The sequence below is a fragment of the Longimicrobium sp. genome, from assembly GCF_036399255.1.
In the GTDB taxonomy this organism is placed as follows: domain Bacteria; phylum Gemmatimonadota; class Gemmatimonadetes; order Longimicrobiales; family Longimicrobiaceae; genus Longimicrobium.
The window spans coordinates 13,973-27,551 of record NZ_DASWNM010000107.1 but is presented as its reverse complement, the minus strand read 5'-3'; the positions used below and the strand labels follow the sequence as shown (position 1 = coordinate 27,551).

Sequence of the window (13,579 nt, the reverse complement as noted above, 5' to 3'; positions counted from 1 at the left end):
GAGTCACCCATGTCGTAGATTCACGGGCTTGTGGACGGATGGTTGCTTCGACACCACCCATCTTACTGCAACCCAAGAAGATGCGACATGGGTTTTTTCTAGCTATGACTCACGGATCCCGTTTGGGGTGAATAAGGCAGGGTAGATTGATCAAGCGATGATGACATAGCCCGATCAGGTGTAGACGGCTTCGAGGCGCTCGTACAATTCGTCGAACACGGGATTGGGGCGTGGCGGCGCGCCACGGCGGAAGCGCGCGTAGTCGGTCACCGCCACAGCGGCATCGGTCGCGTCGCGCCACGCCTGTGTTTCGTGCTCCGGCGATGCATCAGCCAGCAGCTTCAGCATCTCGATCTCAATCATCTCGTCGTTCGCGGTGCGGGCCCCCTGCAGCACATCGCGCGCGACCGCGCAGGCGTCGTCCGCGAGCCCCACCTCGTGGCAGGCACCCGCCAGCCGTGCGGTGATGGGCATCAGTTCGGGCTTCGCCTTCACCTCGGGCGACAGCTGCCGCACCACGGCTGCGAGTTGCGACAGGATTGCTCGCGCACGGTTCAAGTCGCCCGCGCAGGCGTGCGCCTCGGCTAAGCGCAGGCGCAGGGCGGCGCGGCTCCAGCCGGTAGCCTCGCGCGCCGCTGTGTCGGCGCGTGACATCGCAGCGGGGTAGTCGCCCAACCGGCACTCGGCGACCACCGACGCTTCCTCGCACATCCACCACAGCGGGCCCTCGGCGCGGGCCGAGGCCGCGAAGGGATGGATGAGGTCAAACCGGCGGTTCAGGAGCATTGTCTTGAGCGAGTCGGATACGTATACGGCCTGCAGGAAGCCGACGAAGTGCTCGCGCGACGCACTCACGCCGAGATAATCCGATCCGCGGAGCCGCATGCAGCCCAGCTCCAGCCAATCATCCATCTCGTACGCGGAGAGCGCCGCCAACCGCGCCAGCGCCTCGCGCCAGCGGCCGGTGAGCGCTTCCAGCCGACCCAGATTCACCCACGGCTGAACGGCATGCGCGGTCACGGTCGGATCATGCGAACGCCTCGCGAGCCGACCCTGCCACCACAACTGCTGCTCAGTCACGTGCCAAGCGCGGGAGACGTCGCCCGCGTGAGCGGCGAGCAGCCCCGCCTGGTTGCCGATGGACCCGAGCTGTCCCGCAAGCTGCCGCGTGGTGCGGGTCGCGCGGGCCGTATCGAGCATCCTGCATAGCCGGGCTGCCCAGGTACCCAGCGGCGGCCGCGGTATTCGGTCCTGCGGAACGAGGATCGCCACCGCCATCGTTGGGGAGACCTCCACTCGGAACGGGGCCACCTGCCCCGTGACGCTTTCGTCGGTGCGCATGGCGGCTCAGTCGCTCGCCATCACTGTGGCGAGCTTGGACAGCCTCGCCCGCTGCGGCGGCTGGTCGAGCGTGAAGCGCATCTCGTGCTTCAGGTTCGCCTTTATGCCGCAGCAGGAACGCTGGTTCGACTGCACGCGCGTGAGCGGGCAGTGCACACCCTGGCACCCGGGAAGGACGTAGCAGCTCTTGCACATGGAGTCGCTCTCAAAGTGCGGAGTTACCCAGTGCGCCATCTGCTCGTCACGCAACTCCACCGTTCCGTCGGGGTGCAGCTGGCCTACCACGTTCTCCTCCATCTCGTACAGCACCACCGTGCACTTCATCAGCTTGCCCGTAGCGCCCACAATCAAGTTGTACGGACGCGCGGCGTAGCACACTTGGCTCCCAAGCGACGCCACGTCGGCGATCCCCGACTCCTGGGCGAGGCCCACCTCGACAGCTTTCTTTTGCAGCCCGCGAAGCACTTCCTTCTGGTCGGTGACGCCGCATACGTTGAGGCTGTCGTCGTTGGGGCCCCCCCACTTCCCCACCGCGCGGAAACGCATCTGAAACCGCGGGTCGTGCCCGAAGTCCTCGGAGATCGTTTCCATGAACTCGCCCAGACGCGGAAAGTTGTTTCGGTCGAAGTTCACCCGGAGGTCGATCGTGAAGTCGGCCTTGCGCTGCGCCATGGAACGCAGGTTGTCGAGGATCACGTGGTAGGTCGGCGAGCCGTCGCGCCCCACGCGCTTGCAATCGTGCTCCTCGGGGAGCCCATCCACCGTGATTTGATAGTTATTGCACCCCCAGTCCAGCAGGCGCGTGGCGCGCTCCTCCGTCAGCAAGTATGCGTTGGTCGTCATCGACTGCCCGAGCGAGAAATCATGGTCGCGAGCGAGTTGGTTGGCAAAGGGCTCCAGATCCTCAATTGCCTCCCATCCGTAGAGCGGCTCTCCGCCGAACCATGACAGGCTCAGGTGCTTGAGTTGTGGCGCCCGTGCTTTCCACAGGCGTTTGAGCCCCTCGCGGGTTTCGGGTGCCATCGTGCCGCGCTCGAACTTCTCGTAGCAGTACACGCATCGGAAGTTGCAGTCCTCGCTCGCCAAGAGGATGAACTGGAGGACATCCTGTCTCCACTGCTGCTGCATGTACTTGTAGCGGAACAGGTTGAGTTCATTGGTGCCGGTGCGCACCAGGTACCCACGCTTGGCCAGGTAGTCACCAAGTTTTCCGAGCGGCTCGGCTGCCCCGTCGGGCGTGAGCAGGGCGATGATGTCGTCTCGATGTTTGGCCGCGAATGCAGTCACAGCGCCCGTGTAGGTGTTCCACAGGAGGATTCGGCCATCGTCTCCCACTGTGCGGGCGTTGAACCGCGAGGCGACCCAGCGAGTCCTCGGAACGTACCGCAACTGAATCAGCGAGGCCGGGAGGGGTGTTTTCTCGCCCCGCTCGTAAGGCGAAACCTGCATGTCGATAGTGGGCGGCATCGGGAGCTCCTTATGTCACGCGGACGCTCCGCCGGCGCGGAGCATCGGTTGTAGAGGTGGAAGGCGAAGACCCAAGTCGTCGTCAAGCTGCCTCGTGTACGCGCCCGGCGCCGCAGCAATCCGGCAGTGGCGACGGCGCCGGGCGCGTTACCGCCCGTTTACCCGCCGGGTGCTTGCATCCGGCCGGTCGTGTTGGTGCCAGGGAGGGTGTGCAACTGCTTCCTCAGCAGTTGCAGTTCCCCCCGGGGGCGCATCCGTTGGTGTTGATGGTCGGACTGTCCCCTACGAGTTCGTCGCCCCCCCCGCCGCCTGCGGCCTCAAGTTCTTCCAGAGAGAGCTCGTCGTCCTGGATCGCGTTCTGGGGTTCGTGTTCCGCCATGAGTGCCTCCTGAAAAGGAAAGAAGTGGTGGTTTCTGCTGGCGGCGTGGCGTAGAGCAGGGACGGTGCCCTCCTGCACTACGAGCTCAACTATTTGTCGGATCGTAGTTTACGTAACGTGAAGGGAATTTCGGTTCAAAGCTTGGGTAGAGCCGTGCGAGCGGCCGACTATTCAGTAGAGGGCTGCTTCCGCCAGCTGCTCGGGGCTCCGACGACCGCAATCAAGAGCAAAAGAACGCCGCCGCGGATTGCTTGTATCCGCGGCGGCGGGGTCGGTTGGGTCTTGCCGTGGCTTGGTCGAGAACTCACATCCGCGCTCCACTCGTACCCGGCCGGCTTCAGGCGCTGGTGGCGGAGGAAGTCCATGAACTTGATGTAATCCTCCGGAGCCAAGCCGATGCGACCGATCAGGCGCTTGTAGCTTCCGTTGCTCTCCACCAGCCCCCGCCGCTGCACCTTATACACGTCGGATCGGCTCATCTCGCGCCATGAATGGGTGGCGTACCACGCTCCAGAAGCTCTCGCCGTGGAGCATCCGCTCCCGCCTCGCCCGCCAAGTCACGCGCGGCGGGTGCCCGTACCTGGCGGGAGCGCCTGTGTCGTTCACGGGGAGGTGAGGGGCGCCCGAGCCGTTCGCCGCACCAGCGTAGCCACCGCTGGCGTGCAGCGGGCTTGGCTCCATCGCGTCACGAGAGTGTTTCGAACTCGATCTGGGGCTTCGGCAAGGTGGAAGCCTATGTCCATCAGCGAACGCAACTCGCGCATGTTTTCGGCCACAGATACTTCCGGAGCAAGGCCTTGGCGTCGTTCGAGAGCCTGCGCGCCGAGCAGGCAAGGGCGCCAAGGCCCTCCAGGTGATGCCGCACGATCACCTCCCGGTCGCGCCCGCGCCCGCGCAGGCGGGAACGCGGATTCACAGGTTGCGCAGGCGATAGAACAGGTCTTCGCTGAAGCTGCCGGCACGCACCAGCATGCGTAGGTCGCGACTGGTGGCGGCAATCACGCGTACGTTTCACGCGATGGATCTTGGTGCCGCCTACGCAGGCACGTATGCTTCCCCAGCGTGTGGCCCCAGCCGGCCGTCGCGTGTGAGGATTTTCAGGCGCAGGGCTAGCAATTGCAGTTTTCAGCACAGTTTGATTGGATCTGCTCAATCGGCGTGTCGCCAATCAGATCGCCGCCGCCGGCTGGGAGATTCGAGCTCTTCGACGGAGAGCTCGTCGTCGGGCGTCATGGTCTTGGGATCGTGTCTCGCCATCAGTGCCTCCTGAACTAGGGGAAGAAGATGTCTGCTCTGCAGCGGCATCTCTAGCAGGTGAGGTGCCGGCGTGTGTTTGCGTGTAAGTTATTGGTAATTTCGCAGATAAGGATTTTATGCGAGGCGTGCAGCCTTCCGCCGGATAGAGCTGCGCGAGCCTGCAACTACTCACTAGAGCGCTGCTTCCGGGAGCCGCGTCGGGGTTAATCCGCGTTTCGGGCGTACCCTGCCGGCTTTAGGCGTTGGTGGCGGAGGAAGTCCATGAACTTGATGTAGTCTTCGGGCGCGACACCGATGCGGCTGATCAGGCGCTTATAGCTGCCGTTACTCTCCACCAGCCCGCGCCGCAGCACCTCGTGCACGTCGCTGCGGCTTAGCTCGCGCGCCATGAACGGGTCGCGCACCACGCTCCAGAAGCTCTCGCCGTTAGCGAAGCGCTCCCACACCTCGGCCGCGGGGTCGCGGCGCGGCGGATTACCGTTCCCTGTGCCGGTCCCGTTCGCGACCGGGTGCGCGGCGGACGCGAGGAACGCCGCGTCGACGCAGATGCCGCCGGCGTGCAGCGGATCGGTCTCCAGCGCGTCGCAGAAGTGCTCCGGGGCGATCTCGGCGCCCTCGGCTAGGTGAAAGCCCATGTCGAGCAGGCTCCGTAGCTCGCGGACGTTGCCGGGCCAGAAGTAGTCGCGCAGCATGGTGCGCGCGCCGGGCGACAGCTTGCGCTCGGCGCGCGCGGCGGCAGCCAGCGCGTGCAGGTGGTGCCGCGCGATCACCTCCCAGTCGCCGCCGCGCTCGCGAAGCGCGGGGACGCGGATCCACAGGTTGCGCAGGCGATAGAACAGGTCTTCGCGGAAGCTTCCTGCCCGCACCAGTGCGCGCAGATCGCGGCTGGTTGCGGCGATCACCCGCACGTCCACTTTTCGCACCGTGGTGCCGCCCACCGGCACGATCTCACCCTCGCCCAAGGCGCGCAGGAGCATGGCCTGCGCGGGGAGCGACAACTCACCTATCTCATCCAGAAAGATGGTGCCGCCGTTGGCCTCTTCAAACAGGCCGCGGTGATCAGCCACAGCGCCGGTGAAGCTGCCGCGCTTGTGGCCGAACAACTCACTAGCCATTAGGCTCCCCTCGTGGTACTGCGCGCAGTTCACGCGCACGAAAGGCTTGCCGCAACGCGGGCTGACCAAGTACAGGGCGCGCGCGAACAGCTCCTTTCCCGTCCCCGTCTCGCCGGTTAGCAGCACCGCACCGTCGCAGGCGGCAAAGCGTTGCAGCCGCGCCTGCGCCTGCAGCAGTGCCGCGTCGCGCCCGATCAGCATCACCGCGCCTGTCAGCCCCCAGCGGTCGCGCGACAGCCGGAGCACGGTCTCGGCGAACTCCGACAGATCCTCTCGCCGCATGGGCGCGTGCGGCGCATCTCCGGCCGTCATCGCCCCCCCCACGCGCGGCACCTCAACGCCCGGAGATGGGCGACGTATTTGCTCCAAAGAATCTCCCGTGGTCTTCCACGGAACCGAGGAAACGTAAGAGTAGGGAAAAATGCCGTGCGGTGGATGATGGTGCGTGGAGCAATCAGTGCGGGGAACGGCGTTCGAGCAACGAGGGGCATGGTACGCGCTCCGGTCATGCGAGCGAACGGCGGTCCCTCAACCGGGGCCCGTCGATGATCCGGCAAGAAAATCGTCTCGCCAGGTACGGGTTTTTAATCTAAAGGCGTTATGTGTACGTGTCAAATGTGGCAGCACGTTGATCGCTCCGCAGCTATTTGCCGGGAGAAAGGTTGGCTCCGCTTGAGATGCCAGCGAGAGAGGTGGGTCAGCATCCGCTCGCTCGATCCTGCCTCCCACATGCCCTCAATCCGCCTTTCCGCAGCTCGTTGCTACGGCAAGCGCGGTCCATTACCTCTCGACCGTCATCACAACACCTTCGCTGCGGTGAGTTCTCTCTCCCACGGGAGGTTTCGTAGGGGGTCCATCTAACTTACAGATCCCGCGCTGTACGGAGTGGTACGCCGTCGCAGTGTGACCGAGGGACGAGCAATAAAATAAGTAGCCGTAGCAAAGTCCTCTGCGGCTGCTTCGCTTTTATGCGCGGAGGGAAGCCTTGCATCGCCGTATTCAAGTGCTCACGCTGCGCGGGTGCTCACGTCGGATGGCGAGATGATCTCCGGCGCATACCGGCGACGACCTGCCGGCCGGCGCACTGGTGGGCCTGGCGGTGTCTGCCAGCACCGTCGAGGGCCGCGCCCGCGTGATCCTGGATCTGGCGCAGGCCGATCTGGAACCGGGTGCCATCCTGGTCACCGCCTTCACCGCCCCCCCGGCTGGACGCCCCCGTTCGTCGCGATCGCGGGCTTGGTGACGGAGGTGGGGGCCTGATGACCCACGGCGCGGTGATCGCGCGCGAGTACGGACTGCTGCCCGCCGTCGTGGGCGTGCAGCACGCCACTTGGCCCATCCGTGACGGGCAGCGCTGTTGCCCTCCACCGAGAGCAGGACACTGTGGGGGAATTCCCGCTGGGCGGCGTTTCAGGCGAGTGCAATGCGGAATTACGGCCCTCATTGCTGAGAAGGCGTAAGGCGCAGAGCGGGCGAGCGCTCCCCGTTACCCAATTGGATGGTGCGGATCAGATCTAGCCACGCCATTGACTCAGTGGTATCCAGTGATTCCATAGGGATCTGAGACGAACGAAGTCCGATCCGGGGTTCTGGGTGCCGATCATGATCTGCAAGTTTTCCCTGGACACGTCCGCTTGGGTGCGAACCGCCCGGTGGTCGGCCTGATCTCGTTCAAGACCGACTACGCTATATTTCCAGACACGCAACACGACGTAAGAGCCAGGAGCGCGCAGTTTGACATAATCGTTGAAAGCAATCGTCATGTCATCGACGTTGTCGGTGGCGAGAAAGTACACATAGGACGCGGTAATCGCCCCCTCTATCCCGAAATGGTGATTCGCCGCCTCCTTAGCCAGCAAGGTGAGGTAGTGTTCTTCTGGCTCATCCAGCAGCGCTGTTGCCTTTGTCTTCCATTCCATGCGACGGAACGACTTGATTTCCTCTTGGAAGCGTATGTTTTTCCGCCTCGCGTACAACCCGAGCCACTCTAGCTCGTGATACTTCAACCTCGCGTAGTCATCCTGGGATGCCGTGTAATCGAATAGAATCGTGGGTTGGATGACCGGGAAGTTGGGGAGGTCCGGCAGGTTGGCGTTGGTGTCAAGATGGGCGACATAAGCACTGAGGCGCTCTTTGACTATTTTTTCAATCCGCTTCTCGCGATCCGCTACGAAGGAACCGCTGGGCTCGGGCTCCCTTCTACGCGTACGACTGTATACCGAACGCAATCCGTTCGCCTGTATACTCAACAAGGCGCTTCGGGGTGCTATGTGGTAGAGCCAATCTGAGTCTTTGAATGGCGGCGAGCGAACGAGCGCCGGGCACTGGGGGCAGGCCTGCGGCACCGCTTTGGTATCGAAGATCGAGACACTCGTGCAAGATAAGCACTTGTACAGATGCAGATCATGCGTCTTGCAATATGGGCAGTCGAACGGGGTGTTGGTGTAGACGTTGGGCACCGAAACGTCTCTTTTGCACTTGCAGCAGGTTGTCGTGGGCATGAGGTTCTTCGGTGTAATAGTTGTCAAGGTTGTGCAGCCCGCAATGTGCTCGGGTCGGTTCCGCACTTGAGTAGAAGCTCGTACGCGCGTCGGAGGGCATATACCCGTGCTGGTTCACGCGGACCTCAGGGTCCACGGCGGCGGGGCGGGTGTGCAGCCAGGCGCTCCAGCCCAGGCGCGGCGACTCGGGCGCGCGCGCTGCGCGGAGCACGGCGGGGGGCACCTCGTCCGCGCGCAGGACGAGGGTGAGGACGAAATCCATCTCGATCCCGGCGTAGAAGTGCACCAGTTCGCGAAGCTCCATGAGCGCGGTGCCGTCCGCCGGGTTGCCCGTCACGGGGTCGGCGGGGAGAAAGGCGCGGTACAGCGCCAGGTCCATGGGCCCCATGCGGATGCCGATGGCGGCCTGCGGATCGTGCCAGCGCGTGCCCAGCGCTGCGTCCGTGCCCAGCGTGCGGCTGGCGCCCGTGCGCCCGATGCGCGTCCGCTGGTCCTCGGGGATCGGGAGCCACCGCCCCACCAGCGGCTGGATGGACACGGGGACCCCGAAGTGGTCCGCCAGCAATCCCTCCAGCCCGGCTTGGGAGCGGACCTCGCGCGCCAGCAGCCCCGCGCGGGCCAGCAGCGCCCGGTCGTCCGTCCCGGGCAGCCGATCCTGCATCCCCGGCGTGCCGATCCCCACCAGCGCGCGCAGCCAGCCGGCCGGCTCCGTGTCCTGCGGCAGCCGCTCCTCCAGCACCGGCTGCGTCAGCCGCCCGATGCGGTAGAGCAGCGATACCAGGCGGTGGTGGAACAGGTCCAGGAAGTCGCGCGAGGCGGTGTCCCCGTCCGCCAGCCGGTCCATCACCCGCTGCGCCAGCGGCACGGGGAGCGGCCCCTGCGCGCCGCCCAGCTCCAGGAAGGAGACCGTCATCTCCCACTGCGCCGCCCCGCCGGCCCGCAGCGCGCGGACCGCCACCAGGTCCGACGCGGGAAAGGCGAATCCGCCGGCCGCGCGAAAGCGCACCGCCTCGGCCGCCGGGTCCGCACCCTCCGCGAGGAGCGCCGCCTTTTCCCCGGCCGCGCGCTGCAGCAGCCGCACGGCCTGGTAGAAGTCGAACGCCTGCGGCCGCTCCCGCAGCCGGTCCAGCAGCACCTCGCTCACAGCAAGGGCCTTCCGGCCACGCGGGGCTCCCAGGTCTTCCACGGCACTTCGCTCCCCCGCAGGCGCACCGACAGCTGCGTGAACGAGTTGACGGAGGCGTACAGGGCGAAGAAGCGGTCCAGCACCATCCCCAGCAGCAGCGGCGTCCTGCGGTCGTAGCCCGCCCGGTCCAGCGTCAGGTCGATCTTCGTCCCCCGGTAGAAGCCGGCCCAGGGGGCGGGGCCGGCGCGACGCACGATCGGCTCGGTTTCCATGGACACGATCCCCGCCGCCTGCGCCTCCACGGTGGGGTCGCCCCAGGCCGCGTACAGGCGCAGGATCTCGCGCAGGGCGCGCAGGCCCTGCTGCGGGTCCCGGGCCGTGCCGGCCAGCGACAGGTGGTTCAGCGAAAGCTGCGACACCAGCCGCCACTGCGTCTGCGCATCCAGCGGCGGCTGGACGGCGGCCGTGGGCACGTGCACCACCCAGACCTTCGAGACGGGCGCCGCCAGCTCCATCCGCAGCCACGTGTCGGGCTGCAGCGTCTCGGCCTGGTGGCGGTTGGTGCACAGCACCCGAGCCCACACCGTCTGCACGGGCGGGGGCACGTGCCGGCCGCGCAGGTCCAGAAAGGAGAGCATCACGTCGCTCCCCCCTTCGCCCCCGCGCTCCGACGGCACCCGCCGCGCCCGCCAGAAGGTGCGCTGCGCCGCGTCCATCTGGTGCGTGTACGAGTAGAACGGCTCAAAGCAGTCCGCCCCGCCGTAGCCGTCCGGGGCCGACGAAAGGTCCAGGATGGAGTGCACCTCCGTGTTGCGCTCGCGGCGCGCGTCGGCCACCAGCCGGTACTCCACGCGGTGCTGGTCCACCCGCACCGGCTCCGACAGCCGCTCGAACAGGTTCACCACCGGGGTGCACCCCAGGCGAACGCTGCGCGGGCTCAGCGCCATCCGGTGCGGCGCGGGATGATCGAGCAGGAACAGCAGGTCCAGGTGCTCCGTTGCCTGGTGCTTCTCCACCCCCTCCAGGTCAAAGAACATCAGCTTGCGGGGGATGGTGAAGTACTCCTGCAGCAGCCGGAACGCGGGGTGGGCCGCGCGCGGGCACGGCAGCACCCCGTCCTCCGGCTCCAGCCCCACCGGCCGCACGCTTCCGCGCGCCAGGGGCACCGACGCGCCGGGGCCCCCCTTCTCCGGCATCAGCACCACCCCCAGCAGGTGCCCGAACAGCAGTTCGTACAGCTGCGGGGCCGTGGTTTCGTCCGCCAGGTAGAACCGGAGCGTGGACGGACGCACCTCGCTGATGGGCACGCCCACGCCCTCCAGCCGCACCCGCACCACCTGCACCGCCGAGTGCAGGCCGTACTCCGCGGCTGCCTCCACCTTGGCCTCCACCACCCGCAGCGGCTGCAGCGACACCGGGTACGTGGTGCGAAAGCGGCACACCTCGCCGGCGCCCATCTCGGCGAACAGCGGGGTGCCGGAGGGGATGGGGTAGCCGGAGCTCAGCCGTCCCTGCGACGGGTCGACCTCGAACTCCGCCACCGACATGGGCGGCACGGGGTCCAGGTAGTTGGGATACAGCACCTCCAGCAGCGCGGACGAGATCCCCGGCACCTCCAGGTCCAGCGTGCGCTGCAGCCGCGCCGTGAGGAACGCGAACGACTCGATGAGCCGCTCCACGTGCGGGTCCGCGCACTCGTGCGCGCCCAGCCGCAGCCGCGCCGCCACCTGCGGGTGCGCCGCCGCGAACTCGCTCCCCACCGTGTGCAGGTAGGTCAGCTCGGCGTTGTAGTAGTCCAGCAGCCCCTGGGGCGGCCTGTCGCTCATGGCGTCCTCCCGCCGGGGCACCCGACGCGGATGGTGAACTCGGCGGGGACCGGCTCGGCCCCCGCCACCAGCACGGCCCTGATGCGGGCCAGCAGCTCCGAAGGGCGGCCCTCCACCGGCTGCACGACCAGGTCGGTCACCCGCAGCCGCGGCTCGTAAGCCGCGATGGCGGCCCGCATCCCCGCCTCCAGCTCGGCCCGCGCGGCGGCGGAGCCGGGATACGTGACCGGCGCGCGGGAAAGCCCGTACTCCAGCGTGGTCCGCGCCCGGCCCTCCAGCGCCGCCGGGGGCACGGGGCAGCGGGTGTTCAGCAGGTCGGTGAGCTCGCGCCGCACCGACCAGCGCAGCTCGTCCCCGTTCAGCGCCCGCGGCGGGCCGGGCGCCCCCGGGCCGGGGTCCTCCAGGCGGTCGAAGAGCGGCGCGGGCGCCACGGGCGCCGAACGGGGAGCGGTCATGGTCACGCCGTCTTGTTGGCGCCCACGTCCCAACTGCCCGACACCGTGCCGTCCTTGCCGCCGGACTCCTTCTGCGCCGTGTAGTCCCACTTGATGGAGGAGTAGTTGAGCGACACGGACTCCACGGGCTTGTCGCCCCCGCCGCCGCCCACGCTCACGGACGAGAGCACAGTGTTGCTGAGCGTGTAGATGATCAGCGGGATCACGGCGCCGCTGTCGTTGCGGCCCACGGTGATGGTCACCTGGCCCAGGTCCGTGCCCTGGCACAGCTTCTGGTTCAGCAGCGGCGACGACTTGTCCAGGTACTTGGTGACGTGGAAGTCCTGGTGCCGCGACTTGCCCGACGTGCGCTCGGTGTTGCTCACGTCGCCGGTGACCTGCATGGCCACGCCGTGGCTGTACGACATCAGCTCGATCTGCCCCGTGTAGCCGTCCACCTGGCTGGTGCCCGGCACGTCCTTGATGCTCATGAGGATCAGGTCCATCGTTCGTTCCTTTCAGGATGTGGTTCGTTCGTGGGATGCGGGGGTGCGCCCGGGCGGGGGCGCGGCGGCCGGACTGGCCGCCGCGCCGCCGTCCGCGGACATGGTCAGGCGGCCGGCGCCGGGGGGATCTGCGCCACCAGGCGGATGGAGGCGGTGAGCTCCTCCAGCTGGAAGTGGGGGCGCAGGAACACGGTGGCGTTGTACGCGCCCACCTGGCCGGGCACCTCCGTCACGTCGATGCGCGCCTCGCGCAGGGGAAAGCGCGCCTTGGACGACTGCGGCGCGTCGTCGTTCAGCAGCACGTAGTCGGCGATCCAGTTGTTCAGGTACTTCTCCAGCCCGCCGCGGGTCTGAAAGCTCCCCACCTTCTCGCGGCCGATCTTCTTGATGTAGTGGGCAAAGCGGGAGGCGGCGAGCACGTACGGCAGCAGCGCCGAGGCCTGCGCGTTGGCGCTGGCGGCGGGGACGGTGTAGACCTCCGGCTTCTGCACGGTAGCGCCGCCGAAGAAGCAGGCGGTGCCGGTGCCCTTCTGGTAGCACAGGGCCACGAAGCCCAGGTCGTTGAGCTCCTTTTCGCGGCGGTCGGTGATGGCGACCTCGCTGGGGATCTTGGCCACCCGGTCGCCGGCCGGGGTGGTGAAGGTGTGCAGGGGAAGGTCGGCCACCATCCCGCCGCCCTCCACGCCGCGGATGTTGGCGCACCAGCCGTACAGGCTGAACGCCTCGGTGATGCGCTGCCCCAGCGCCCACACCGCCGTGCCCCACAGGTAGTCCGGGTGGTCCAGCCCGTTGCCCCGCTCGTCGAACACCATGCCCTCTACGGGCACGTAGCCGCTCTCGGTCCTGGAGTCGGTGCCGTAGGGCAGGCGCATCAGCACCCGCGGCAGCACCAGCGTCAGGTAGCGCGAGTCCTCGCCGCGGCGCAGCTCCTTCCAGCCGGCCATGTCGATGCTCTCGAAGATCTTGGACAGGTCGCGCGGGGCGGGGAGCCCGCGGTAGTCCGTCCACCCGTCGTCGAACAGCGAGGGGTCGGCGGCGGCGATCACCGGGGCGTGGGCGGCGGCCGCCACCTGCGACAGGCGCGTCGCCAGGTCGATCTCGTCCGTGGTGCGGCCGAACTCGTGGTCGAACAGGAGCACGCTGTACGGGTTGCCGCCAAAGGTGCCGTACTCCTCTTCGTACAGCTTCTTGAAGAGCGCGCTCTGGTCGTAGTCGATCGCCCCGGCCAGGTCGGCGTGCACCTCGGTGGAGGTGGCGCTCAGCACGCGCAGCTTGAGCATCTCGCACGTCTCGGTGTTCATCACCAGCTGGGTCAGCCCCCGCCAGGACGCCTCCAGCTTCTGGAACACGGGGTCGTGCAGCACGGTGTTCACGCTGGTGCTGAGCAGCTCGTCCAGCTCGGCGATGCGCTGCTGGATGGCGTACGCCACCGGCTTCCCGGCGGTGAAGAGGATGTTGCCGGCGCTCACCTCGCTGGTGAACGCATCCGTGCGGGCCTTCTGTACGTCGGTGCCGGAGGGAGCCGGGGCAGACACGACCGGGAAGTCGGCTCCCACAAAGATTGTCGGGCTGGTGCTTGCCGTCGGCGTGGCCGTTGCTGTCGAATCGGGCATGAGAAGTCTCGTCT

At 67.0% G+C, this 13,579-nt stretch carries 11 protein-coding genes and 1 pseudogene; 1 reads left to right on the top strand and 11 read right to left on the bottom strand.

Annotated elements, in window-relative coordinates:
* Positions 1-174 precede the first annotated feature (174 nt).
* From VGC13_RS19960 to VGC13_RS19940, 5 genes are all read right to left on the bottom strand, one after another.
* The gene (locus VGC13_RS19960; protein WP_331127049.1) at positions 175-1,341 is read right to left on the bottom strand and encodes a hypothetical protein; all 1,167 of its coding nucleotides are present in this window, start codon (positions 1,339-1,341) and stop codon (positions 175-177) included.
* Between the two features lie 6 nt (positions 1,342-1,347).
* A complete protein-coding gene (locus VGC13_RS19955; RefSeq protein WP_331127048.1) occupies positions 1,348-2,808 on the bottom strand; it encodes a radical SAM/SPASM domain-containing protein in 1,461 nt (486 codons plus the stop codon).
* 546 nt (positions 2,809-3,354) lie between these two features.
* Positions 3,355-3,666, bottom strand: coding sequence for a hypothetical protein (locus VGC13_RS19950; protein ID WP_331127047.1), 312 nt, complete (start codon positions 3,664-3,666; stop codon positions 3,355-3,357).
* A 433-nt stretch (positions 3,667-4,099) separates the two neighbouring features.
* Positions 4,100-4,189 carry a sigma 54-interacting transcriptional regulator gene (locus VGC13_RS19945; protein WP_331127046.1) on the bottom strand — a complete coding sequence of 30 codons (90 nt, stop codon included), beginning with the start codon at positions 4,187-4,189 and terminating at the stop codon, positions 4,100-4,102.
* 458 nt (positions 4,190-4,647) lie between these two features.
* Positions 4,648-5,871, bottom strand: a complete 1,224-nt coding sequence (locus VGC13_RS19940; RefSeq protein WP_331127045.1) for a sigma-54 factor interaction domain-containing protein — start codon at positions 5,869-5,871, stop codon at positions 4,648-4,650.
* 702 nt (positions 5,872-6,573) lie between these two features.
* Between VGC13_RS19940 and VGC13_RS33510 the strand changes: the two are divergent.
* Positions 6,574-7,019 (top strand): annotated as a pseudogene (locus tag VGC13_RS33510) (PEP-utilizing enzyme); the annotation flags it as partial.
* Positions 7,020-7,073: 54 nt separating this feature from the next.
* On the opposite strand, the gene VGC13_RS19935 reads toward VGC13_RS33510, so the two are convergent.
* The 6 genes from VGC13_RS19935 to tssC form a co-directional block, all read right to left on the bottom strand.
* Entirely contained in the window at positions 7,074-8,018 is a 945-nt protein-coding gene (locus VGC13_RS19935; protein ID WP_331127044.1) for a hypothetical protein, read from the bottom strand.
* A complete protein-coding gene (gene tssG, locus VGC13_RS19930; protein ID WP_331127043.1) occupies positions 7,963-9,204 on the bottom strand; it encodes a type VI secretion system baseplate subunit TssG in 1,242 nt (413 codons plus the stop codon). The genes VGC13_RS19935 and tssG overlap by 56 nt, the downstream gene beginning before the upstream one ends.
* Positions 9,201-11,012, bottom strand: a complete 1,812-nt coding sequence (tssF, locus tag VGC13_RS19925) for a type VI secretion system baseplate subunit TssF (RefSeq protein ID WP_331127042.1) — start codon at positions 11,010-11,012, stop codon at positions 9,201-9,203. Before tssF ends, tssG begins: the two co-directional genes overlap by 4 nt.
* Positions 11,009-11,467 carry a type VI secretion system baseplate subunit TssE gene (gene tssE, locus VGC13_RS19920; protein ID WP_331127041.1) on the bottom strand — a complete coding sequence of 153 codons (459 nt, stop codon included), beginning with the start codon at positions 11,465-11,467 and terminating at the stop codon, positions 11,009-11,011. Before tssE ends, tssF begins: the two co-directional genes overlap by 4 nt.
* 2 nt (positions 11,468-11,469) lie before the next feature.
* On the bottom strand, positions 11,470-11,952 hold the full coding sequence (locus VGC13_RS19915; RefSeq protein ID WP_331127040.1) for an Hcp family type VI secretion system effector: 483 nt from the start codon (positions 11,950-11,952) through the stop codon (positions 11,470-11,472).
* Positions 11,953-12,056: 104 nt separating this feature from the next.
* On the bottom strand, positions 12,057-13,565 hold the full coding sequence (gene tssC / locus VGC13_RS19910; RefSeq protein ID WP_414683007.1) for a type VI secretion system contractile sheath large subunit: 1,509 nt from the start codon (positions 13,563-13,565) through the stop codon (positions 12,057-12,059).
* Between the last annotated feature and the right edge of the window lie 14 nt (positions 13,566-13,579).